Annotated in this window: 19 protein-coding genes and 3 tRNA genes; 18 read left to right on the top strand and 4 right to left on the bottom strand. The window is 61.8% G+C overall.

Annotated features, from left to right (window positions below; genetic code table 11):
• Positions 1-73: 73 nt before the first annotated feature.
• The 3 genes from JWV26_RS23415 to JWV26_RS23405 all read left to right on the top strand — a co-directional run bounded on the left by JWV26_RS23415 (position 74) and on the right by JWV26_RS23405 (position 3,328).
• Positions 74-841: a 3-hydroxyacyl-CoA dehydrogenase gene (locus JWV26_RS23415; RefSeq protein ID WP_206417924.1), complete on the top strand. Its 768-nt coding sequence runs from the start codon at positions 74-76 to the stop codon at positions 839-841.
• Between the two features lie 84 nt (positions 842-925).
• Positions 926-2,116: an acetyl-CoA C-acyltransferase gene (locus tag JWV26_RS23410; RefSeq protein ID WP_206417923.1), complete on the top strand. Its 1,191-nt coding sequence runs from the start codon at positions 926-928 to the stop codon at positions 2,114-2,116.
• Between the two features lie 84 nt (positions 2,117-2,200).
• Positions 2,201-3,328 (top strand): acyl-CoA dehydrogenase family protein, encoded by a 1,128-nt coding sequence (locus tag JWV26_RS23405; RefSeq protein WP_206417922.1) that lies wholly within the window; start codon positions 2,201-2,203, stop codon positions 3,326-3,328.
• Between the two features lie 43 nt (positions 3,329-3,371).
• Here the strand turns inward: JWV26_RS23405 and ampC are convergent, their stop codons facing one another.
• Both ampC and JWV26_RS23395 read right to left on the bottom strand, forming a co-directional pair.
• Positions 3,372-4,508: a class C beta-lactamase gene (gene ampC, locus JWV26_RS23400; RefSeq protein ID WP_072423820.1), complete on the bottom strand. Its 1,137-nt coding sequence runs from the start codon at positions 4,506-4,508 to the stop codon at positions 3,372-3,374.
• Positions 4,509-4,520: 12 nt separating this feature from the next.
• A complete protein-coding gene (locus tag JWV26_RS23395) occupies positions 4,521-4,958 on the bottom strand; it encodes an Lrp/AsnC family transcriptional regulator (RefSeq protein WP_017676709.1) in 438 nt (145 codons plus the stop codon).
• 134 nt (positions 4,959-5,092) lie between these two features.
• Here JWV26_RS23395 and JWV26_RS23390 point away from each other — a divergent pair, with 134 nt between their 5' ends.
• Positions 5,093-5,989 (top strand): DMT family transporter, encoded by an 897-nt coding sequence (locus JWV26_RS23390; protein WP_206417921.1) that lies wholly within the window; start codon positions 5,093-5,095, stop codon positions 5,987-5,989.
• Here the strand turns inward: JWV26_RS23390 and JWV26_RS23385 are convergent.
• The gene (locus JWV26_RS23385; protein WP_206417920.1) at positions 5,979-7,808 is read right to left on the bottom strand and encodes a sigma-54-dependent Fis family transcriptional regulator; all 1,830 of its coding nucleotides are present in this window, start codon (positions 7,806-7,808) and stop codon (positions 5,979-5,981) included. The genes JWV26_RS23390 and JWV26_RS23385 overlap by 11 nt on opposite strands.
• 259 nt (positions 7,809-8,067) lie before the next feature.
• On the opposite strand from JWV26_RS23385, the gene JWV26_RS23380 reads away from it, so the two are divergent.
• Genes JWV26_RS23380 through JWV26_RS23355 form a run of 6 tightly spaced genes read left to right on the top strand, consistent with a single transcriptional unit; the run spans position 8,068 to position 14,007 of the window.
• Complete coding sequence (locus JWV26_RS23380; RefSeq protein ID WP_206417919.1) at positions 8,068-9,162, top strand: ABC transporter ATP-binding protein; 1,095 nt, start codon at positions 8,068-8,070, stop codon at positions 9,160-9,162.
• Positions 9,162-10,259, top strand: coding sequence for an ABC transporter ATP-binding protein (locus tag JWV26_RS23375; protein ID WP_072423824.1), 1,098 nt, complete (start codon positions 9,162-9,164; stop codon positions 10,257-10,259). Before JWV26_RS23380 ends, JWV26_RS23375 begins: the two co-directional genes overlap by 1 nt.
• The gene (locus JWV26_RS23370) at positions 10,256-11,119 is read left to right on the top strand and encodes a carbohydrate ABC transporter permease (RefSeq protein ID WP_074919016.1); all 864 of its coding nucleotides are present in this window, start codon (positions 10,256-10,258) and stop codon (positions 11,117-11,119) included. The genes JWV26_RS23375 and JWV26_RS23370 overlap by 4 nt, the downstream gene beginning before the upstream one ends.
• An 8-nt stretch (positions 11,120-11,127) precedes the next feature.
• Entirely contained in the window at positions 11,128-11,928 is an 801-nt protein-coding gene (locus JWV26_RS23365; RefSeq protein WP_017676715.1) for a carbohydrate ABC transporter permease, read from the top strand.
• A 12-nt stretch (positions 11,929-11,940) separates the two neighbouring features.
• Complete coding sequence (locus JWV26_RS23360) at positions 11,941-12,213, top strand: DUF2160 domain-containing protein (protein WP_003239937.1); 273 nt, start codon at positions 11,941-11,943, stop codon at positions 12,211-12,213.
• 51 nt (positions 12,214-12,264) lie between these two features.
• The gene (locus JWV26_RS23355) at positions 12,265-14,007 is read left to right on the top strand and encodes an ABC transporter substrate-binding protein (RefSeq protein WP_206417918.1); all 1,743 of its coding nucleotides are present in this window, start codon (positions 12,265-12,267) and stop codon (positions 14,005-14,007) included.
• A 60-nt stretch (positions 14,008-14,067) separates the two neighbouring features.
• Here the strand turns inward: JWV26_RS23355 and folD are convergent, their stop codons facing one another.
• Positions 14,068-14,922 carry a bifunctional methylenetetrahydrofolate dehydrogenase/methenyltetrahydrofolate cyclohydrolase FolD gene (gene folD, locus JWV26_RS23350; RefSeq protein ID WP_074919020.1) on the bottom strand — a complete coding sequence of 285 codons (855 nt, stop codon included), beginning with the start codon at positions 14,920-14,922 and terminating at the stop codon, positions 14,068-14,070.
• Positions 14,923-15,191: 269 nt separating this feature from the next.
• On the opposite strand from folD, the gene JWV26_RS23345 reads away from it, so the two are divergent.
• The 8 genes from JWV26_RS23345 to hupB all read left to right on the top strand — a co-directional run bounded on the left by JWV26_RS23345 (position 15,192) and on the right by hupB (position 22,040).
• Positions 15,192-15,268: transfer RNA gene (locus JWV26_RS23345), tRNA-Arg, on the top strand.
• Positions 15,269-15,306: 38 nt separating this feature from the next.
• Positions 15,307-15,382: transfer RNA gene (locus JWV26_RS23340), tRNA-His, on the top strand.
• 56 nt (positions 15,383-15,438) lie between these two features.
• Positions 15,439-15,523 (top strand) — tRNA-Leu (locus JWV26_RS23335).
• 128 nt (positions 15,524-15,651) lie between these two features.
• A complete protein-coding gene (gene tig / locus JWV26_RS23330; RefSeq protein ID WP_072423828.1) occupies positions 15,652-16,962 on the top strand; it encodes a trigger factor in 1,311 nt (436 codons plus the stop codon).
• Between the two features lie 94 nt (positions 16,963-17,056).
• Positions 17,057-17,698 carry an ATP-dependent Clp endopeptidase proteolytic subunit ClpP gene (gene clpP, locus JWV26_RS23325; protein WP_024308001.1) on the top strand — a complete coding sequence of 214 codons (642 nt, stop codon included), beginning with the start codon at positions 17,057-17,059 and terminating at the stop codon, positions 17,696-17,698.
• A gap of 107 nt (positions 17,699-17,805) precedes the next feature.
• Positions 17,806-19,086: an ATP-dependent Clp protease ATP-binding subunit ClpX gene (clpX, locus tag JWV26_RS23320; protein ID WP_037000808.1), complete on the top strand. Its 1,281-nt coding sequence runs from the start codon at positions 17,806-17,808 to the stop codon at positions 19,084-19,086.
• 149 nt (positions 19,087-19,235) lie between these two features.
• On the top strand, positions 19,236-21,632 hold the full coding sequence (gene lon, locus JWV26_RS23315; RefSeq protein ID WP_072423829.1) for an endopeptidase La: 2,397 nt from the start codon (positions 19,236-19,238) through the stop codon (positions 21,630-21,632).
• Between the two features lie 135 nt (positions 21,633-21,767).
• Positions 21,768-22,040 (top strand): nucleoid-associated protein HU-beta, encoded by a 273-nt coding sequence (gene hupB / locus JWV26_RS23310; RefSeq protein ID WP_003239952.1) that lies wholly within the window; start codon positions 21,768-21,770, stop codon positions 22,038-22,040.
• Positions 22,041-22,099 lie beyond the last annotated feature (59 nt).

Below are 22,099 nucleotides of genomic sequence, written 5' to 3'. Positions count from 1 at the left end.
TACCTTTACGTTAACGTAAACCTGTGCAAATCTGGCTGTCAATCTCACTCCACAACAATCACAGAGGTTGAGCATGCGTATCGACGAATCCGTATTCCTGATCAGCGGCGGCGCCTCTGGTCTTGGCCTGGCCACAGCCCGTGAGCTGGTCGGGCGCGGTGGCAAGGTGGTGCTGCTGGATATCAACGCAGAAGCGGGCCAGCAGGCCCTCGCCGAGCTGGGCGGCAACGCCCGTTTCGTATGCGCCGATATCACCCGCGAAGAGGATGGCCAGGCCGCCGTGGCGCAGGCGTTGGCGGCGTTCGGCGCACTGCACGGGCTGGTCAATTGCGCCGGGGTCGCGCCGGCCGAGAAGTTACTGGGCCGCAACGGTGCACATGGCCTGGACAGTTTCCGCCGTACCGTCGAGATCAATCTGATCGGCAGCTTCAACCTGTTGCGCCTGGCTGCCGAGGCCATGGCGCAGAACACGCCGAACGCTGAGGGCGAGCGTGGGGTCATCATCAATACCGCCTCGGTGGCGGCGTTCGACGGGCAGATGGGCCAAGTCGCTTACGCTGCGTCCAAGGGCGGCGTCGCCGCACTGACGCTGCCGGCGGCGCGTGATCTGGCGCGCTCGGGTATCCGTGTGATGTGCATTGCCCCCGGCGTGTTCGAGACGCCAATGATGGCCGGCATGCCGCAGGAGGTACGCGATTCGCTGGCGGCCAACGTGCCGTTCCCGCCGCGGCTGGGTCGGCCGGACGAATACGCCGCACTGGTGCGGCATATCGTCGAGAACCCGATGCTCAACGGTGAAGTGATCCGCCTCGACGGCGCGCTGCGCATGGCGGCGAAGTAACCGATAGCTAGCCCGGATGCAATCCGGGGCCCCCACATACTTTCCCGGATTGCAGCCGGGCCATGTGATTCGAAGGTGAAACTCATGAAACAGCAACTCGATCCCGTCGTTATCGTCAGTGCAGTGCGCACGCCCATGGGGGGCTTTCTTGGTGATCTGGCCGGCCTTACTGCGGCCGAGCTGGGCGCCGCCGCCATCCGCTCGACCCTGGAGCGTGCCGGGCTCGCGGCCGAGGCGGTGGACACGGTACTGATGGGCTGCGTGTTGCAGGCCGGCCAGGGCCAGGCACCGGCGCGCCAGGCCGCATTGGGCGCCGGGCTGAGCCAGGCGGTGCAGTGCACCACGCTGAACAAGATGTGTGGCTCCGGTATGCAGGCATTGATGCTCGGTCATGACCAGTTGCTCGCCGGTAGCAGCGAGGTGCTGGTGGCTGGCGGCATGGAGAGCATGTCCAACGCGCCGTATCTGCTGGCGCGCGCCCGTGGCGGTTATCGCATGGGCCATGGTCAGGTGCTCGACCACATGTTCCTCGACGGCCTGGAGGACGCCTACGAGCGCGGCCGGCTGATGGGCACCTTCGCCGAGGATTGTGCGCAGCAGTATCGCTTCGGTCGTGAGGAGCAGGACGCCTATGCCCTGGAGTCGCTGCGCCGCGCCCAGCAGGCGATAACGGACGGCAGTTTCGCCAGTGAGATCGTCGCTGTGGAAGCGCCACAGGGGCGTGAGCGACGCCTGGTCGATACCGACGAGCAGCCGCCCAAGGCCCGGCCGGACAAGATCCCTGGCTTGAAGCCGGCGTTCCGTGAGGGCGGCACGGTCACGGCGGCCAATGCCAGTTCCATTTCCGATGGCGCAGCCGCGCTGCTGATGATGCGCCTGTCCGAGGCTCAGGAGCGTGGTCTGAAACCGCTGGCGCGCATCATCGGTCATGCCGGCCATGCCCAGGCGCCGAACCTGTTCACCACGGCTCCAGTGTCGGCGATCCAGCGCTTGCTGGCGCGTATCGAGTGGCCGCTGGAGACGGTCGATCTGTTCGAGATCAACGAGGCGTTCGCCGTGGTGCCCATGGTGGCCATGCGTGAATTGGGCATCGACCACGCCAAACTCAACGTGAACGGTGGCGCCTGCGCCCTGGGACATCCCATTGGCGCCTCCGGCGCTCGTATCCTGGTGACCCTGTTGGCAGCGTTGCAGCAGCGAGGTCTCAAGCGTGGTGTGGCGTCCGTATGCATTGGCGGCGGTGAAGCCACCGCTGTAGCCATCGAGTTGTATTGAACCGACCCGCAGAGTGCGCTGTGCGCACCTAGAGTTTCTGCCAATCAGCGGTGCGCACGGCGCACCCTATGTATGGAGCCAGCCATGCTGCCCAACGAAGAACAACTACTGATCCGTGACATGGCCCGCCAGTTCGCCCAGGAACGGCTCAAGCCCTTTGCTGCCGACTGGGACCGCGAGCATCGTTTCCCGGCTGAGGCCATCGCCGAGATGGGCCAGCTGGGTTTCATGGGCATGCTGGTGCCGGAGCGGTGGGGCGGTGCCGAAACCGGTCACCTGGCTTACGCCATGGCCCTGGAGGAGGTGGCAGCTGGCGATGGCGCCTGCTCTACCATCATGAGCGTGCACAACTCGGTGGGCTGTATGCCGATCCTCAAATACGGCAGTGAGGCACAGAAACAGCGCTTTCTCCGCCCGCTGGCCGAGGGCAGCATGCTCGGTGCCTTCGCCCTCACCGAGCCGCAGGCCGGCTCCGACGCCAGCGATCTACGCACCCGCGCCCTTCGCGATGGCGATCACTACATCCTCAATGGCGCCAAGCAGTTCATCACTTCTGGCAGCCACGCCGGCATGGTCATCGTCTTCGCCGTCACCGATCCGCAAGCCGGCAAGAAGGGCATCAGCGCCTTTATCGTGCCTACCGATACGTCAGGGTTCTCGGTGGTGCGGGTCGAGGACAAGCTCGGCCAGCACGCCTCCGACACCTGCCAGCTCCAGTTCGACGAAGTGCGTATTCCGGCCGAGCTGCGTTTGGGTGAGGAGGGCGAAGGCTATCGCATTGCCCTGGCCAACCTCGAAGGCGGACGCATAGGTATCGCCGCGCAGTCGGTGGGCATGGCGCGGGCCGCGTTCGAGGCGGCGCGTGATTACGCCCACGAGCGGGTGACTTTTGGCAAGCCGATCATCGAACATCAGGCAGTGGCCTTTCGCCTGGCCGACATGGCCACGCAGATCGCCGTGGCGCGGCAGATGGTGCATCACGCTGCCAGCCTGCGCGAGGCGGGCCAGCCATGCCTGACCGAAGCGTCGATGGCCAAGCTGTTCGCCTCGGAGATGGCCGAACGGGTGTGTTCGGCGGCGATCCAGACGCTAGGTGGCTATGGCTACCTCAAGGACTTTCCGGTCGAGCGCATCTACCGCGATGTGCGCGTCTGCCAGATCTACGAAGGCACCAGCGACGTGCAGCGGATGGTGATCGCGCGCAGTCTGTAAGCGTAAGGTGCGCATCCTGCGCACCGATGCCTTGTAAACCAGCCTAGGGTTCGAGGCTCTCGAGCAACTGCAACGCCAGGCGTACGCGCTCGGCATTGGGATAGTTACGGTTGGCGAGTATGACCAGGCCGGTATCGCGCGCCGGTAGCAGCAGAATGTAGGCGCCGAAACCGTTGGTCGAACCGGTCTTGTTCAGCAGCAGGTCACCCTCGGCTGGCTTGGGCACGCTGAAGCGCTCCACCTGCTGGGGTTGCAGCGCCATTTCTGCAGAGTTGCCGGCCTGCAGCTTCGTCAGGCTGATGGGGTAGGCATAGCGCTCCCAGCCCAGGGCCTGGGCCATGTCACCAACCTGGTAGTAACCGCGATGGGTGGAACTGACGGCCTGACGCAGCGGTGCGGGCAGCTTGTCAGGGTGCAGGTTGGCGTCGATGAAGCGCAGCATGTCGGCGGCAGTGGATTTCAAACCGTAGGCTTCGGCATCCAGCGCACCGGGACTTACGCGCACGGCCTTGTCGTCGCGGTAGCCCCAGGCATAACGCGCCATCTGCTCTGCCGGTATGTGTACATAGCTTTCCTGCATGCCCAGTTGTGGCAGCAGGTCCTGTTCCATCAGTTTCTGGAACGGCGCGGCCAGACTGGCCGCTGCCAGGTGGCCGAACAGGCCGATGCTGGGGTTGGAATACAACCGCTGCATACCCGGCGGATAGACCGCCTGCCAGTTGCGGTAGTAGTCGAGCATCTGCCGTTCGTTGCTGACCGCGTCCGGAAATTGCAGTGGCAGGCCACCCGGGGTGTAGGTGGCCAGATCCAGCAGGCTGATGTGATCGAAGGCAGTGCCGCGTAGCTCTGGCAGATATTGGCTGGCGTTGTCGCTGAGGTTCAGCGTGCCGCGCGCTTCGGCGTAGGCGCCGAGGGTGGCGGTGAACAATTTGCTGATCGAGCCCAGTTCGAACAGGGTGTGGCGATCCACCGCCTGGCCGCTTTCACGTGAGGCGACGCCGTATTCGAAGAAGTGCTGCTGGCCCTTGTGGCTTATGGCGATGGCTATGCCGGGGATGGCATAGGTGTGCATCACCGGTTTAACTGCTGCGTCGACGGCCTGGTTCAGCTCGGCTGAGGCCGATTGGCTGCCCAGGCAAAGGCCGAGCGTGACGAGCAGGGGGCGAAGGGATGGGTGCATGATCGTTCCTTGTCAGTTCATCGGGGGCAGGCGGCGGGGAACCGAGGTCTTCTTGACGATGGCAGTGTTGGTTTCGGCGTAGCCGTTGATGCGGTCGAGCACCTCGTCCAGTTGCTCCATGGAACGCACGTGCAGGCGAGCCACGAAGCAGTCCTCGCCGGTGACCTTGTCGCATTCGGTGAACTCGGGCGTGGCCTGAATCAGTCGCTCCACTTCATGCAGCTTGCCGGGCAGCGGCCGCACGCGAACGATGGCCTGCAACTGATAGCCGAAATGGCGCGGATCGATCTCCACCGTATAGCCCTTGAGCACGCCGCGTTCCTCCAGGCGGCGCAGCCGTTCGGCCACGCTCGGGGAGGACAGGCCACTGATCTGCGCCAGGGCTTTCAGTGAACGCCGCGAATCTTCCATCAGGGCGGCGATCAGGGTCTGGTCGATTTCATCGGTCATTGCAGGCCTCGTTAGGTAAAAGCCGGAAACTGCCGTTGTAAAAAAGGCGAGGACTGGATTCTGCCTCAGATTCTCCATGGAGAGGGAAGTTGCACCTTCGGATAATTATCGTCATCTCTCGAAGAGGCTCCCTCATGGATAACAATCTCAAACGCGGCTCGCTGGAAATGGTCGCCGCCATGCTGATTTCCGGCACCATCGGTTGGTTCGTCCTGGTATCCGGCCAGGCCGTGGTGGATGTGGTGTTCTGGCGCTGCCTGATCGGCGGCGGCATGTTGCTGTTGGTCTGCGCTGTGCTCGGCCTGCTGCGCGCCGAGCTTCTGGGGCGGCGCGTATTGCTGCTGGCGGTGCTTAGCGGCTTGGCGATCGTCGGCAACTGGTTGCTGTTGTTCGCCTCCTACGCGCAGGCCTCCATCGCCGTCAGTACCGTGGTCTACAACGTCCAGCCTTTCATGTTGGTGGGCCTGGCGGCGCTGTTTCTCGGTGAGCGCATCACCTGGCTCAAGCTCGGTTGGCTGGCGCTTGCTTTCATCGGCATGCTTGCCATCGTCAGTGCCCACGGGCGGGGCGCGGTGGCCGGCGGCAACTACCTGCTGGGCATCGTGCTGGCGCTGGGGGCGGCGCTGCTCTATGCGGTCGCGGCATTGATCGTCAAACGCCTCAGCGCTACACCGCCGCATCTGATCGCGCTTATTCAGCTGCTGACAGGCGTGCTGATGCTGGCGCCCCTGGCTGGGCATCAGCTGCCGCAAGGCGAGGCGGCCTGGGCCAGCCTGGTAACCCTGGGTGTGGTGCATACCGGGCTGATGTACATGCTGCTCTACGGCGCCATCCAGAAACTGCCGACGGCGCTGACCGGCGCGCTGTCGTTCATTTACCCGGTGGCGGCGATCCTCGTCGACTGGCTGGCCTTCGATCACTGGCTCAGCCCGCTGCAGTGGCTCGGTGTGGCAGCCATCCTGCTGGCGGCCGCGGGCATGCAGCAGGGCTGGCGGCTGGGCATAAAGACCCGGCGTGCCGTCAGGGTCTGACGCCCTGTTCGCGTAGGCGCTTGTACAGTGTGTTGCGGCTCAGGCCGAGGTGGCGGGCAAGGTAGGAAATGTTGCCGCCGCAGGCCTGGTACTGGCTGGCCAGATCGTCGGACTCGGGGTGCGCTTGCAGGGTCGTGTCCGTCGGCAGGTCGAGAAAGAAGTCGTCCGGCAGGTGTTCGGCGCGGATGGGCTGATCGTCCGCCATGGCCAGCGCCACGCGCAGCACGCTGCTGAGTTGGCGCAGGTTGCCTGGCCAGGGATGGTGCTGAAACAGCTCCAGTACCTCGCGGCTGATACCCGCGCGCTGGTGGGGTTCACGGTGCTGCTCCCACAGTTTATGGAACAGCGCCTGCTTGTCGCTGCGTTCGCGCAGTGGCGGCAGCTCCAGGTTCAGGCCGCTGATGCGGTAGTACAGGTCGGCGCGGAACTGGCCGCTGTCGACGTCCTGGCGCAGCGGGCGGTTGGTCGCGGAGACCAGGCGCACGTCGACCGGATGCAGCTCGCTGCTGCCCAGCGGTTGCACGCAGCGCTCCTGCAGTACACGCAGCAGCCGGGCCTGCACGCGCAGCGGCATGTCGCCGATCTCGTCGAGAAACAGGGTGCCCTTGTGCGCCTTGCGGATCAGGCCGATGTGGCCCTTCTGACTGGCGCCAGTGAAGGCACCTTTCTCGTAGCCGAACAGCTCCGACTCCACCAGCTCCGCCGGAATGGCTGCGCAATTGACCGCAATGAACGGCTGACTGGCGCGCGAACTGGCCTGGTGCAGGGCCTTGACGAAAACCTCCTTGCCGGCACCGGTTTCGCCCTGAATCAGGATCGGAATGTCCTTCTCCAGCAGGCGTTCGGCCTGGCGTACGGCCTTGTCCATACGCGCATCTCCAGCGCTCAGGGTATGCAGGCGTGGCTCTTGCGGCGTGCTCTGGGTAGCTTGCGGGCGGAAGTCGCGAGGCTGGATCGGCGCGGGTCGGGCAGGGCGACGTACTCGAGCGTGAAAGCGAAAATGACCGCTGGTGCGCAGGCTGAAGGGCTGACCGTCCGGTTGGTTGAGCAGCTGTTGCAGCGGCACGTCGAACAGCTGCTCGATGGCGCCGTAGGTCAGGGGTTGGCCGAGCAGGTTATCGGCGCGGCGGTTGGCGGACACCACATGGCCCTGCTCGTCGAACACCACCAGGCCGGCCCAGGGGCTGTCGAGGTTATCCAGGCTGGTGTTGAAGCTGAGCAGGTGATACTGGTCGGCGAACAGCTTGAGGATCAGGCGGTTCTCCACCGACTGACTCATCATCTTGACCATGCCCAAGGTGTGCGCTGGCGGCAGGTAGCTGTCGCTGGACACGTCGAGCACGGCGATCATGCGCCGTTGCTCGTCGAAGATCGGCGAGGCCGAACCGGTCATGAAACGGTTGGCCTTGAGGAAATGCTCGTCGTGCTGGATATGCACGGCCTGGCCGCAACTGAGCGCAGTGCCGATGGCGTTGGTGCCGGTGTAGCGCTCCAGCCAGCTGGCGCCAGCGACGAAGCCGGCGGCCTGGCGCGGTTCGATGAAGCGCTGGTCGCCCCAGGATTGCAGCAGCCGGCCCTGGTCGTCGGCGAGCATGATCAGGCAGTTGGAGTTGGACAGAATGGTGCCGTAGTAAGGCAGCACTTCCTGGTGGGTGGTCTGCACCAGGGCCTGGCGGCTTTCCAGCAGGTCCGAAAGTTCGCCGGCAGGCGGTGGGTCGAAGCGCGGCGAGCTCTGATGGGTCAGGCCATAGTCACGACAGCGCGACCAGGACTCCTGGATGAGGGTGTCGTGCGCCGGGGCGCGGGCAGCTTCTGTCATAGATGATCTCTTCTTGTTGGTTCGCGATCTGCGCCGCGATCGATCCAGTTTCGTTCAAGCCTGTTCAAAGTCAACGAACGAATTGTTCAGTTGTTCACATTCGACTGTTCAAAAGTGTTCAGTGGAATACCCGCGTGCTAATGAGCTTGAATAGCTTTTTTGATTTCTATCAAAGAGATACGTCTGATTTTTGGGCACTGGCACGCTTGTCGCTATCGATGTTCGCAACCGAATGGCACGACAAGAAAAAGGACAGGCCATGTCGCTCAAGCTCGAACACGTCACCCGTATCGTCGACGGCCAGGTGCATATCGACGATGCCTGCCTGAGTTTCGAACCCGGCTCATTCAACGTCCTGCTCGGCCGCACCCTGGCCGGCAAGACCAGCCTGATGCGGCTGATGGCCGGTCTGGATCGGCCCAGCAGCGGCCGTGTGCTGATGAACGGCGCCGATGTCACGGGTATGCCGGTGCGCCAGCGCAACGTGTCGATGGTCTATCAGCAGTTCATCAACTACCCGACCCTGACGGTGTTCGAGAACATCGCCTCGCCGCTGCGTCAGGCCGGTGTGGCCAGGGAGCAGATCGTCGAGAAGGTCGAGGCTACCGCGCGCATGCTGCGCATCGACAAACTGTTGTCGCGCTATCCGCTGGAGCTGTCCGGTGGCCAGCAGCAGCGCACGGCCATGGCCCGGGCGCTGGTCAAGGACGCCTCGCTGATTCTCTTCGACGAGCCTCTGGTCAACCTCGACTACAAGCTGCGCGAAGAACTGCGCCAGGAGATGCGCGAGCTGTTCCAGGCGCGCCACACCATCGCCATCTATGCCACTACCGAGCCCAACGAGGCGCTGGCCCTGGGCGGCACCACCACTATCCTGCATGAGGGGCGGGTGGTGCAGAGCGGCAAGACCGCCGAGGTCTACCACCGTCCGCGGCAGATGCTGGCCGCCGAGCTGTTCTCGGAACCGGCGATCAACCTGCTGCCTGGACGCATCAGTGGCACTGAGGTGAGCTTCGCCGATTGCGTGCATTTTCCGCTCAACCCCGATCTGCGCGGCATCGCCGAGGGTGAGTACCGCTTTGGCGTGCGTCCCAGCCATATCGGCCTGGTGCCGTCCAATGACGATGATCTGGAGCTGGCGGTAACCGTCGAGCTGGCCGAGATCAGCGGCTCGGAAACCTTCCTTCACGTGCGCAACGAGCAGTTCGTGCTGGTGCTGCACCTGCCGGGCGTGCACGAGTACGCGGTGGATACGCCGATCCTGATCTACATCCCGACCCACAAGCTGTTCGTCTTCGCCGCTGATGGGCAGTTGGTGCAGGCGCCTAGTCGCCGCCAGGGGAGGGCCGCCTGATGGCCGAGATTCGCTTGCATAACCTCGCGCACAGCTACAGCGGCGTGCCGAAGGCGCCGGAAGACTACGCGATTCGCGAGATGAACCATGTCTGGCAGCAGGGCGGCGCCTATGCGCTGCTGGGGCCGTCAGGCTGCGGCAAGTCCACGTTGCTCAACATCATCTCCGGCCTGCTCAGCCCGTCGCAGGGCGAGGTGCAGTTCGACGGCAAGGCGGTCAACAGGCTGTCGCCGCAAGAGCGCAACATCGCCCAGGTTTTCCAGTTTCCGGTGGTCTACGACACCATGACGGTGTTCGACAACCTGGCCTTTCCGCTGCGCAACCAGGGCATGGACGAGGCGCGGGTGATGAGCAAGGTGCACGAGATTGCCGAGGTGCTGGAACTGCATCCGCTGCTGCACAAGAAGGCGCGCAACCTCACCGCCGACGAGAAGCAGAAGGTCTCCATGGGCCGCGGCCTGGTGCGTGACGACGTCTCGGCGATCCTCTTCGACGAGCCACTGACGGTGATCGACCCACACCTGAAATGGAAGCTGCGGCGCAAGCTCAAGCAGATCCATGAGCAGTTCAACATCACCATGGTCTACGTCACCCACGACCAGCTGGAGGCCTCCACCTTCGCCGACAAGATCGCGGTGATGTACGGCGGGCAGATCGTCCAGTTCGGCACGCCGCGCGAGCTGTTCGAGCGTCCCGGGCACACCTTCGTCGGCTATTTCATCGGTAGCCCCGGCATGAACCTGATCGAGGTGCAGCGCTGCGAGGGCGGGGTTCGTTTCGCCGATACCGTGCTGCCGCTGTCGGATGCGCTCAACCAGCGTCTGGCCGCGCTGGACGGCAAGCGCCTGCAGGTGGGCATACGTCCCGAGTTCGTGCATGTCTGGGATGGCGCCTATGAGGACGCGCTGTGTGGCCGGGTGCTGCACGTCGAGGATCTCGGCACCTACAAGATCCTCACCTTCGATCTCGACGGCCAGGTGCTCAAGGTGCGTCTGCAGGAGGATCAGCCGGTGCCGCGCGAGCAGGTCTACCTGAGCTTCCCGGCGCAATGGCTGATGCTCTATGCCGACGACTACCTGGTGGAGGTGGCGCCATGAAGGTGCAGAACAACAAGGCCTGGTGGCTGGTGTTGCCGGTGTTCCTGCTGGTGGCGTTCAGCGCCATCGTGCCGATGATGACGGTGGTCAACTACTCGGTGCAGGATATCTTCGATCCATCCACACGCTACTTCGTCGGCGTCGACTGGTATCGCCAGGTACTGCAGGACCCGCGCCTGCACGACTCGCTGCTGCGCCAGTTCATCTTTTCTGCCTGCGTGCTGCTGATCCAGATCCCGCTGGGCATCGCCATCGCCCTGTGCATGCCGACACGCGGGCGCTGGGCGTCGCTGTGTCTGATCCTGATGGCCATTCCGCTGCTGATCCCGTGGAACGTGGTGGGTACCATCTGGCAGATCTTCGGCCGCGCCGACATCGGCCTGATGGGCTGGGTGCTGAACAAGCTGGGCATCAGCTACAACTATGCCTCCAACACCATGGATGCCTGGGTGACGGTGCTGATCATGGATGTGTGGCACTGGACGTCGCTGGTGGCGCTGTTGTGCTACTCCGGCCTGCGCGCCATTCCCGACGTCTATTACCAGGCCGCGCGCATCGACCGCGCGTCGAACTGGGCGGTGTTCCGCCACATCCAGCTACCCAAGCTGAAAAGCGTGCTGCTGATCGCGGTGATGCTGCGCTTCATGGACAGTTTCATGATCTACACCGAGCCGTTCGTGCTCACCGGCGGCGGGCCGGGCAACGCCACCACCTTCCTCAGCCAGACCCTGACGCAAATGGCCATCGGCCAGTTCGACCTGGGCCCGGCCGCGGCGTTCTCGCTGGTGTACTTCCTGATCATCCTGCTGGTGTCCTGGTTGTTCTACACCGCCATGACCCACGACGACAAAACCCGCTGAGGCCGACCATGACGCTACGCAAACGCTTGGTACTGCTGATCTATTTCCTGTTCCTGCTGGTGCCGATCTACTGGCTGCTGAACATGTCGTTCAAGAGCAATACCGAGATCCTCGGTGGCCTCAGCCTGTGGCCGCAGAGCTTCACCCTGGACAACTACCGGGTGATCTTCACCGACCGCAGCTGGTACGAGGGCTACCTCAATTCGCTGTACTACGTCAGCCTCAACACCCTGATCTCACTCAGCGTGGCGCTGCCGGCGGCCTATGCCTTCTCGCGCTATCGCTTTCTTGGCGACAAGCACCTGTTCTTCTGGCTGCTGACCAACCGCATGGCGCCACCGGCGGTGTTCCTGCTGCCGTTCTTCCAGCTCTATTCGTCCATCGGTCTGTTCGACACCCATATCGCCGTGGCGTTGGCGCACTGCCTGTTCAACGTGCCGCTGGCGGTGTGGATTCTCGAAGGCTTCATGTCCAGCGTGCCGAAGGAAATCGACGAGACGGCCTATATCGACGGCTACAGTTTCCCCAAGTTCTTCGTGAAGATCTTCATTCCGCTGATCCGCTCCGGCATCGGCGTCACCGCCTTCTTCTGTTTCATGTTCTCCTGGGTCGAGCTGCTGCTGGCGCGCACCCTGACCTCGGTGGACGCCAAGCCCATCGCGGCGGTGATGACCCGTACCGTGTCCGCCTCGGGCATCGACTGGGGCGTGCTGGCTGCTGCCGGGGTACTGACCATCCTTCCGGGGATGCTGGTGATCTGGTTCGTTCGCAACCATGTGGCCAAGGGCTTCGCCCTCGGTCGCGTGTAAGGGAGGTTCGTCATGAGCTGGATGGCCTGGACTCTACCAACCGCGCTGTTCTTCGGCGGCATCGCCGTACTGCTGGCCGGCATGACGCTGGTCGAGCTGCGCTGGCCGTGCGTCGAGCGCAAGGGTTTTCTGCCGATCACCACCACCCGGGGTGATCGGTTGTTCATCGGTCTGCTCGGCAGCGCCTACCTGCACCTGCTGGTGATAGGCGTGACCGACTGGAGCGTGTGGATAGCGTCGCTGCTATCGCTGTTGTGGTTGTGCGCAGTCATGCGCTGGGGCTGAGCCGGGCTGCCGCCGGTATGCCTCTCCCCAAATCCTGAGATGGAGGTCTCTATGTTCGACAATAACAACAAGACCCGACATAGCATGGCGTTGGCCGCCTTGCTGGCGTTGTCCGGTTTGAGCGGTGCGGCCTGGGCGGATGCCTATGAAGAGGCCGCGAAGAAATGGATCGCCGAGGAGTTCAACCCCTCGACCCTGACGCCCGAGCAGCAGCTCGAAGAGCTGAAATGGTTCATCAAGGCTGCCGAGCCGTTCCGCGGTATGAACATCAGCGTGGTGTCGGAAACCATCACCACCCACGAGTACGAGTCCAAGGTGCTGGCCAAGGCCTTCAGCGAGATCACCGGGATCAAGCTCAAGCATGACCTGCTGCAGGAAGGCGACGTGGTCGAGAAGCTGCAGACGCAGATGCAGTCGGACAAGAACATCTACGACGGTTGGGTCAACGACTCCGACCTGATCGGCACCCACGCGCGCTACGGCAAGGCAGTGGCGATCAGCGACATGATCAAGGGTGAGGGCAAGGACTTCACTTCACCGACCCTGGATCTCGAAGACTTCATCGGCACTTCCTTTACCACCGGGCCGGACGGCAAGCTGTATCAATTGCCCGATCAGCAATTCGCCAACCTCTACTGGTTTCGCGCCGACTGGTTCGAGCGCCCGGAGCTCAAGGCCAAGTTCAAGGAGATCTACGGCTACGAGCTGGGCGTGCCGGTCAACTGGTCGGCCTACGAGGACATCGCCGAGTTCTTCTCGGTGCACGTCAAGGAAATCGACGGTCAGCGCGTCTACGGCCACATGGACTACGGCAAGAAGGACCCGTCGCTGGGCTGGCGTTTCACCGATGCCTGGTTCTCCATGGCCGGCGGCGGCGACAAGGGCCTACCCAACGGTTTGCCGGTGGACGAGTGGGGCATTCGCGTCGATGGCTGCCGTCCGGTAGGCTCCAGCGTTGCCCGTGGCGGCGATACCAATGGCCCGGCGGCCGTTTTCGCCACGCAGAAGTACGTTGACTGGATGCGTCAGTACGCGCCGCCGGAAGCTCAGGGCATGACCTTCTCCGAGGCCGGGCCGGTGCCGGCGCAGGGCGCCATCGCCCAGCAGATATTCTGGTACACCGCCTTTACTGCCGACATGACCAAGCCCGGTCTGCCGGTGGTCAACGAAGACGGCACGCCGAAATGGCGCATGGCGCCGTCGCCGAAAGGACCGTACTGGGAGGAGGGCATGAAGCTCGGCTATCAGGACGCCGGTTCCTGGACCTTCCTCAAGTCCACGCCGGAGAAGCAGCGTCTGGCCGCCTGGCTCTACGCCCAGTTCGTCACCTCCAAGACCGTGTCGCTGAAGAAGACCCTGGTAGGCCTGACGCCGATTCGTGAGTCGGACATCAACTCGCAGGCCATGACCGACGCCGCGCCCAAGCTCGGTGGCCTGGTGGAGTTCTACCGCAGCCCGGCGCGCGTGCAGTGGACGCCGACCGGCACCAACGTACCGGACTATCCGCGTCTGGCTCAGCTGTGGTGGCAATTCATCGCCGAAGCGGCCAGCGGCGACAAGACCCCGCAGCAGGCGCTCGATGGCCTGGCCGCGGCGCAGGACACCATGCTCGGTCGCCTGGAGCGTTCCGGCGTGCTGGGTGAATGCGGGCCGAAGCTGAACGAGCCGCGTGATCCGCAGTACTGGTTCGACCAGCCCGGTGCACCGAAGCCCAAGCTGGCCAACGAAAAACCCAAAGGCGAAACCATCGCCTATGACGAGTTGCTCAAGTCCTGGGAGCAGTCGCGCAACTGATCTAAGTGGCAGAAACGACAACGGCACCCTCGGGTGCCGTTGTTCGTTATGCAGCGCTGCTTATTTATGCAGATGCTCGGCCGCGTGCAGGGTGTTCTCCAAGAGACCTGCGCGGGTCATTGGGCCAACGCCGCCTGGAACCGGGGTGATCCAGCCAGCGCGGGGCAGGGCGGTCTCGTACACCACGTCGCCGACCAGCTTGCCATCTTCCTGGCGGTTGATGCCGACATCGATGACGATGGCGCCTGGCTTGATCCACTCACCCTTGACCAGCCCAGGCTTGCCGGCAGCGACCACGACGATATCGGCCTGGCCGACGTGGCCAGCCAGATCCTTGGTGAAGCGGTGGGTGACGGTCACGGTGCAACCGGCCAGCAACAACTCCATGGCCATTGGTCGGCCGACGATATTGGACGCCCCAACTACCACTGCATGCAGGCCGTAGAGATCGACGCCGGTGCTTTCCAGCAGGGTCATGATGCCCTTGGGGGTGCAGGGGCGCAGCAGCGGCATGCGCTGGGCCAGGCGGCCGATGTTGTAAGGATGGAAGCCGTCCACATCTTTATCCGGGCGAATGCGTTCGAGCAGCAGGGACGAGTCGAGATTCTCCGGCAGCGGCAGCTGTACCAGGATGCCGTCGATGGCCGGGTCTTCGTTGAGCTCGTCGATCAGGGCGAGCAGATCGGCCTGGCTGGTCTCTGCCGGCAGATCATAGGCGCGGGAAACAAAGCCGACTTCTTCGCAATCCTTGCGTTTATGTGACACATAGACCTGGGAGGCGGGATCGGTGCCGACCAGGATCACGGCCAGGCCTGGCGCACGAAGGCCTTGCTGGCGGCGTTCGGCGACACGTTGGGCAATCTGCTGGCGGAGGCTGGCGGCGATCGCCTTGCCGTCGATCAGTTGTGCGGTCATTGCGCTGGTTAACCATTAATAAGGATGAAAAAAGGACGCGCATTCTCGCATGGGCGCTCACTTGGGCAAAGGCGCCTGCCGTCGTTTTCGCGTAACTCCTTTAAATCGCTGAATTTTTTTGAAAATTTCTGTTGACGAGGTTGGGAGCCGTCTATAACATTCGCCCCGCTTCTCAGGAACAGCCACTCGCTGGGTGAGGCGGCAAGAGCCAAGCCCTGGTGGTGAGGTTGGAGCCAAAAGCTTGTAAGTCTGCGCTAGCGGATGGATAAGTGCCCGTAGCTCAGCTGGATAGAGCATCCGCCTTCTAAGCGGATGGTCGCAGGTTCGAGTCCTGCCGGGTGCGCCATTTGGCGGTCAGGCAAGTTGAGTAAGCAATGCAATATGGTGGGCGTAGCTCAGTTGGTAGAGCACAGGATTGTGGCTCCTGGTGTCGTGGGTTCGATTCCCATCGTCCACCCCATATTCCAAAGCGCCAGGCCAAAAGCCTGGCGTTTTTGTTTTAAGCTGCAAAGCCACGCGGACGTGGTGGAATTGGTAGACACACCAGATTTAGGTTCTGGCGCCGCAAGGTGTGAGAGTTCGAGTCTCTCCGTCCGCACCATCTTTATATAGCCCCTCCCGACTGCCGCCTGCTTCTAGGGTGACTTCTGCACATTGACCCTCTAGAATGCTTGGCCTTGATTCGGGGCCGGTTCGAGCCGGCTTATGTCTGTGCAACGAGGAATATCCATGCAAGTTTCTGTTGAAAGCACTTCTGCTCTTGAGCGCCGCATGACTGTCGGCGTACCCGTCGAGCGCATCGAGACCGAAGTCAACAAGCGTCTGCAACAGACTGCCCGTCGTGCCAAGGTTCCTGGCTTCCGTCCTGGCAAGGTGCCGATGAGCGTGATTCGTCAGCGCTATGAAGATGCCGCTCGTCAGGAAGCCCTGGGCGACCTGATCCAGGCTACCTTCTATGAAGCTGTGGTCGAGCAGAAGCTGAACCCGGCCGGCGCTCCGGCCGTAGAGCCGAAGTCCTTCGAGAAGGGCAAGGATCTGGAATACGTCGCTACTTTCGAAGTGTTCCCCGAATTCCAGGTTTCCGGTTTCGAGTCGATCGCCATCGAGCGCCTCGAAGCTGATGTGGCTGACAGCGACGTCGACAATATGCTCGACATCCTGCGCAAGCAGAACACCCGTTTCGAAACTGTTGAGCGCGCTGCCGAGAATGGCGACCAGCTGAACATCGATTTCGTCGGCAAGATCGACGGTGAAGCATTCGCTGGCGGCAGCGCCAAGGGCACCCAGCTGGTGCTGGGCTCCGGCCGCATGATCCCGGGCTTCGAAGACGCCCTGGTTGGTGTCAAGGCTGGTGAAGAGCGCGTGATCAACCCGACCTTCCCTGAGGACTACCAGAACCTCGACCTGGCCGGCAAAACCGCTGAGTTCACTGTTACCGTCAACAGCGTTTCCGCCCCGCAACTGCCTGAGCTGAACGACGAGTTCTTCGCCCTGTTCGGTATCAAGGATGGCGGTCTGGAAGGCTTCCGCGCCGAAGTTCGCAAGAACATGGAGCGTGAACTGCGTCAGGCCATCAAGTCCAAGGTCAAGAACCAGGTAATGGACGGCCTGCTGGCTGCCAATCCGGTCGAAGTGCCGAAGGCGCTGATCGGCAACGAAGTGAATCGTCTGCGCGTGCAGGCTGTTCAGCAGTTCGGTGGCAACATCAAGCCTGACCAACTGCCGGCCGAGCTGTTCGAAGAGCAAGCCAAGCGCCGTGTGGTGCTGGGCCTGATCGTCGCCGAAGTGGTCAAGCAGTTCGAACTGAAGCCTGACGAAGCCCGCGTGCGCGAGCTGATCGAGGAAATGGCTTCGGCTTATCAGGAGCCCGAGCAGGTCGTTGCCTGGTACTACAAGAACGACCAGCAAATGAACGAAGTGCGTTCGGTTGTACTGGAAGAGCAAGTTGTAGATACTGTTCTGCAGAAGGCCAACGTGACCGATAAAGCGGTTTCCTACGAAGACGCAGTCAAGCCGGCGGAAGCTCCTAAAGCCGACTGATCTGGTAACCTCGTTCGAGTACACCACCATAAGCCAGCCTCCGTGCTGGCTTATGCGTATTTGAGACATGACTATTAGGGAGTGAGCGCAAGACATGTCCCGCAATCCTTTTATGCAAAACATGCCTGAAATCCAGGCCGCTGGCGGCCTGGTGCCGATGGTCATCGAGCAGTCCGCTCGTGGCGAGCGTGCCTACGACATCTATTCGCGTCTGCTCAAGGAGCGCGTGATCTTTCTGGTTGGCCAGGTCGAGGACTACATGGCCAACCTGATCTGCGCCCAGCTGCTGTTTCTGGAGGCAGAGAATCCGGACAAGGACATTCACCTGTACATCAATTCGCCGGGTGGCTCGGTGACTGCCGGCATGGCGATCTACGACACCATGCAGTTCATCAAGGCGGATGTGTCCACCACCTGTATCGGTCAGGCCTGCAGCATGGGTGCCTTCCTGCTGGCTGGCGGCGCCAAGGGCAAGCGTTTCTGCCTGCCGAACTCGCGTGTGATGATTCACCAGCCTCTGGGCGGCTTCCAGGGCCAGGCCTCGGACATCGAGATCCACGCCAAGGAAATCCTCTTCATTCGTGAGCGTCTGAACGAGCTGCTGGCTCAACATACCGGCCAGAGCCTGGAAACCATCGAGCGCGATACCAATCGCGACAACTTCATGAGCGCTTCGCGCGCTGTGGAATACGGTCTCGTCGATGCCGTCCATGAAAAGCGTCAAATGCCGGTCTAGATGAGGCGCCGGCTGTGGGCATCCTTCACTGGCGCGACTTGCGCCCTTGAAAATGCCCGCATTTGCCTTCATCTTGTGTTTCAAGCCTACCGTATTGGATTGATCGAATGACTGATACCCGTAACGGTGAGGACAACGGCAAACTGCTTTATTGCTCCTTCTGCGGCAAAAGCCAGCATGAAGTGCGCAAGTTGATCGCCGGTCCTTCCGTCTTCATCTGCGACGAATGCGTCGACCTGTGCAATGACATCATCCGCGAGGAGGTGCAGGAAGCACAGGCCGAGAGCAGCGCGCACAAACTCCCGGCACCCAAGGAAATCAGCGGCATCCTCGATCAGTACGTGATCGGTCAGGAGCGCGCCAAGAAAGTGCTGTCGGTAGCGGTATACAACCACTACAAGCGTCTCAATCAGCGTGACAAGAAAGACGATGTCGAGCTGGGCAAGAGCAACATTCTGCTGATCGGTCCGACCGGTTCGGGTAAGACGCTGCTGGCCGAAACGCTTGCACGCCTGCTCAACGTGCCGTTCACCATCGCTGACGCCACCACCCTGACCGAAGCCGGTTATGTCGGTGAGGATGTCGAGAACATCATTCAGAAGCTGCTGCAGAAGTGCGATTACGATGTCGAGAAGGCCCAGATGGGTATCGTCTACATCGACGAAATCGACAAGATCTCGCGCAAGTCCGATAACCCGTCGATCACTCGTGACGTGTCGGGCGAGGGCGTGCAGCAGGCGCTGCTCAAGCTGATCGAGGGCACTGTGGCCTCGGTTCCGCCGCAGGGCGGGCGCAAGCATCCGCAGCAGGAGTTCCTGCAGGTCGATACGCGCAACATCCTGTTCATCTGTGGTGGTGCATTCGCCGGCCTGGAGAAAGTCATCCAGGCGCGCTCTACCAAGGGCGGCATCGGTTTCGGTGCGGAAGTGCGCAGCAAGCAGGAAGGCAAGAAGATCGGCGAGTCTCTGCGAGAGGTCGAGCCGGACGATCTGGTCAAATTTGGTCTTATCCCTGAGTTCGTCGGTCGTCTGCCGGTGATCGCGACGCTGGAGGAGCTGGACGAGGCTGCTCTGGTGCAGATTCTCACCGAGCCGAAGAACGCACTGACCAAGCAGTACGCCAAGCTGTTCGAGATGGAAGGGGTGGACCTGGAATTCCGTTCCGATGCGCTGAAATCCGTGGCGCAGAAGGCGCTGGAGCGCAAGACTGGTGCGCGTGGCCTGCGTTCGATTCTCGAGGGCATTCTGCTCGACACCATGTACGAGATCCCGTCCCAGCAGGACGTGAGCAAGGTGGTGATCGACGAGAGCGTCATCGAGGGTTCGTCCAAGCCGCTGCTGATTTACGAGAACAGCGAGCCGCCGGCGAAGGCCGCGCCAGACGCCTGACGGCTGTCATACGTTGCAAAGAAGGGGCCCCTCGGGCCCCTTCGCTTTTGTGGACATTGCGCTTGTTTTTTACGGGAGCTACCCCCATCTTAAAAGCCAAGGGTAATCCCGCCTGTTTACGGCCTTATGGCCGCCGCTGAGCCGAAATCATGAAGACAACCATCGAATTGCCTCTCCTGCCATTGCGCGATGTAGTGGTCTATCCGCACATGGTCATCCCGCTTTTCGTCGGGCGTGAGAAATCCATCGAGGCCCTCGAGGCGGCGATGACGGGTGACAAGCAGATCCTGCTGGTAGCCCAGAAGAACCCGGCCGTCGATGATCCGGATGATCAGGATCTTTATCGCGTTGGCACCGTCGCCACCGTCCTGCAATTGCTCAAGCTGCCCGACGGTACCGTCAAGGTGCTGGTCGAGGGTGAGCAGCGCGGCTCGATCGAGCGTTTCATCGATCTCGAAGATCATTGCCGTGCCGAGGTGCAACTGATCGAGGAGGGCGAAACTGCCGAGCGCGAATCGGAAGTCTTCACCCGCAGTCTGCTCAGTCAGTTCGAGCAGTACGTGCAGCTGGGCAAGAAGGTTCCGGCCGAAGTGCTGTCGTCGCTCAACAGCATCGATGAGCCCAGCCGTCTGGTCGACACCATGGCCGCGCACATGGCGCTGAAGATCGAGCAGAAGCAGGAAATCCTCGAAATTACCTCGCTGTCCGCTCGCGTCGAGCACGTGCTGGCCCTGCTGGATGCCGAGATCGACCTGCTACAGGTTGAGAAACGTATTCGCGGTCGCGTGAAGAAACAGATGGAGCGCAGTCAGCGCGAGTACTACCTGAATGAGCAGATGAAGGCCATTCAGAAAGAGCTTGGCGATATCGATGAAGGCCATAGCGAGCTTGACGAATTGCGTAAGCGCATCGATAACGCGGGGCTGACCAAGGAAGCCTTGACCAAGGCCAATGCCGAGCTGAACAAGCTCAAGCAGATGTCGCCGATGTCCGCTGAAGCCACTGTGGTGCGCTCCTACATCGATTGGCTGGTCAATGTGCCGTGGAAGGCCGAAAGCAAGGTGCGACTGGATCTGGCGCGTGCCGAGAGCATTCTCGATGCCGATCACTACGGTCTGGAGGAGGTCAAGGAGCGCATTCTTGAATATCTCGCCGTGCAGAAGCGGGTGAAGAAGCTCAAGGGGCCGGTGCTGTGCCTGGTCGGCCCGCCCGGTGTGGGCAAGACCTCGCTGGCCGAGTCCATCGCCACCGCGACCAACCGCAAGTTCGTGCGCATGGCCCTCGGGGGCGTACGTGACGAGGCCGAGATTCGCGGGCACCGCCGTACCTACATCGGCTCGATGCCGGGTCGCCTGATTCAGAAGATGACCAAGGTCGGCGTGCGCAACCCGTTGTTCCTGCTCGACGAGATCGACAAGATGGGCCAGGACATGCGCGGCGATCCTGCCTCGGCATTGCTCGAAGTCCTCGACCCAGAGCAGAACCATAATTTCAACGATCACTATCTGGAGGTCGATTATGACCTGTCGGATGTGATGTTCCTTTGCACCGCCAACTCGATGAACATCCCCGGCCCGCTGCTGGATCGGATGGAGGTCATTCGTCTGCCGGGTTACACCGAGGACGAGAAGGTCAACATCGCCATCAAATACCTGGCGCCCAAGCAAATTCAGGCCAACGGCCTGAAGAAGGGCGAGCTGGAGTTCGACGAGTCGGCGATTCGCGACATCATTCGTTACTACACGCGTGAAGCTGGTGTGCGCAGTCTGGAGCGACAAATCGCCAAGGTCTGCCGCAAGGTGGTCAAGGAGCATGTACGCGAGAAGCGCTTCCAGGTCACCGTCAGCGCCGACTCCCTGGAGCACTTCCTGGGTGTGCGCAAGCATCGCTATGGCCTCGCCGAGCAGCAGGATCAGATCGGTCAGGTGACCGGTTTGGCTTGGACTCAGGTCGGCGGTGAGCTGCTCACCATCGAGACGGCGGTGGTCCCTGGCAAGGGCAATCTGATCAAGACCGGTTCGCTGGGTGATGTCATGGCAGAGTCGATGACGGCGGCCATGACGGTGGTTCGCAGTCGCGCGAAAAGCCTGGGGATCCCGGCTGATTTCAACGAGAAGCGCGACGTTCACATCCATATGCCCGAAGGTGCCACGCCCAAGGATGGACCGAGCGCGGGCATCGGTTTGTGCACGGCACTGGTATCGGCCCTGACGCAGATTCCGGTGCGGGCGGACGTGGCCATGACCGGGGAAATCACCCTGCGCGGTCAGGTGCTGGCCATCGGTGGTCTCAAGGAAAAACTTCTGGCGGCTCATCGGGGTGGGATCAAGACCGTGATCATTCCCGAAGAAAATGTGCGTGATCTGAAGGAAATTCCGGAAAATATTAAGCAAGACCTGCAGATTAAACCGGTTAAATGGATTGACGAGGTCCTGCAAATTGCGCTGCAATACGCCCCGGAGCCCTTGCCCGATGCGGCTCCGGAGATGGTTGCAACGGATGACAAGCGCGAGTCTGATTCCAAGGAGCGAATCAGCACGCATTAGCCGGGGGGCTTCCTTGACACAATTTTTGAGCCCTTGTTATAAAGCGGCTTTTATTGTGTCGGCAGGCCATCCAGCACCCGCTTTGCTTACACTAAAAATCAAGAAACAAACTCAACAGAAATAAGGGGACTTAGAGTGAACAAGTCGGAACTGATCGATGCCATCGCTGCATCTGCTGATATCCCGAAAGCTGTTGCTGGCCGCGCGCTGGATGCAGTGATTGAATCCGTCACTGGCGCTCTGAAGGCTGGTGACTCCGTTGTGCTGGTAGGCTTCGGTACCTTCGCTGTCAAAGAGCGTGCTGCTCGCACTGGTCGCAACCCGCAGACCGGCAAGCCGATCAGCATCGCTGCTGCCAAGATCCCAGGCTTCAAAGCTGGCAAGGCTCTGAAAGACGCCGTCAACTAAGCGTCTTCTGGGTTTGCCTCGCCGTCAGGCTCTGTCTGGCGGCTGTTAGGGGGCAGCGC

The organism is Ectopseudomonas toyotomiensis (assembly GCF_017167985.1).
Taxonomy (GTDB): Bacteria; Pseudomonadota; Gammaproteobacteria; order Pseudomonadales; family Pseudomonadaceae; genus Aquipseudomonas; species Aquipseudomonas toyotomiensis.
The sequence above is the reverse complement of the archived record's forward strand: the minus strand, read 5'-3'. Positions and strand labels throughout refer to the sequence as shown.

What these genes read in the sequence shown, in the direction of transcription:
- JWV26_RS23355 (WP_206417918.1), top strand. Translation starts at nt 12,265, where the DNA reads ATGTTCGACAATAACAACAAGACCCGACATAGCATGGCGTTGGCCGCC.
- JWV26_RS23385 (WP_206417920.1), bottom strand. Translation starts at nt 7,808, where the DNA reads ATGACAGAAGCTGCCCGCGCCCCGGCGCACGACACCCTCATCCAGGAG.
- JWV26_RS23370 (WP_074919016.1), top strand. Translation starts at nt 10,256, where the DNA reads ATGAAGGTGCAGAACAACAAGGCCTGGTGGCTGGTGTTGCCGGTGTTC.
- JWV26_RS23415 (WP_206417924.1), top strand. Translation starts at nt 74, where the DNA reads ATGCGTATCGACGAATCCGTATTCCTGATCAGCGGCGGCGCCTCTGGT.
- JWV26_RS23405 (WP_206417922.1), top strand. Translation starts at nt 2,201, where the DNA reads ATGCTGCCCAACGAAGAACAACTACTGATCCGTGACATGGCCCGCCAG.
- clpX (WP_037000808.1), top strand. Translation starts at nt 17,806, where the DNA reads ATGACTGATACCCGTAACGGTGAGGACAACGGCAAACTGCTTTATTGC.
- JWV26_RS23360 (WP_003239937.1), top strand. Translation starts at nt 11,941, where the DNA reads ATGAGCTGGATGGCCTGGACTCTACCAACCGCGCTGTTCTTCGGCGGC.
- JWV26_RS23390 (WP_206417921.1), top strand. Translation starts at nt 5,093, where the DNA reads ATGGATAACAATCTCAAACGCGGCTCGCTGGAAATGGTCGCCGCCATG.
- lon (WP_072423829.1), top strand. Translation starts at nt 19,236, where the DNA reads ATGAAGACAACCATCGAATTGCCTCTCCTGCCATTGCGCGATGTAGTG.
- clpP (WP_024308001.1), top strand. Translation starts at nt 17,057, where the DNA reads ATGTCCCGCAATCCTTTTATGCAAAACATGCCTGAAATCCAGGCCGCT.
- ampC (WP_072423820.1), bottom strand. Translation starts at nt 4,508, where the DNA reads ATGCACCCATCCCTTCGCCCCCTGCTCGTCACGCTCGGCCTTTGCCTG.
- JWV26_RS23395 (WP_017676709.1), bottom strand. Translation starts at nt 4,958, where the DNA reads ATGACCGATGAAATCGACCAGACCCTGATCGCCGCCCTGATGGAAGAT.
- JWV26_RS23365 (WP_017676715.1), top strand. Translation starts at nt 11,128, where the DNA reads ATGACGCTACGCAAACGCTTGGTACTGCTGATCTATTTCCTGTTCCTG.
- tig (WP_072423828.1), top strand. Translation starts at nt 15,652, where the DNA reads ATGCAAGTTTCTGTTGAAAGCACTTCTGCTCTTGAGCGCCGCATGACT.
- JWV26_RS23375 (WP_072423824.1), top strand. Translation starts at nt 9,162, where the DNA reads ATGGCCGAGATTCGCTTGCATAACCTCGCGCACAGCTACAGCGGCGTG.
- folD (WP_074919020.1), bottom strand. Translation starts at nt 14,922, where the DNA reads ATGACCGCACAACTGATCGACGGCAAGGCGATCGCCGCCAGCCTCCGC.
- JWV26_RS23410 (WP_206417923.1), top strand. Translation starts at nt 926, where the DNA reads ATGAAACAGCAACTCGATCCCGTCGTTATCGTCAGTGCAGTGCGCACG.
- JWV26_RS23380 (WP_206417919.1), top strand. Translation starts at nt 8,068, where the DNA reads ATGTCGCTCAAGCTCGAACACGTCACCCGTATCGTCGACGGCCAGGTG.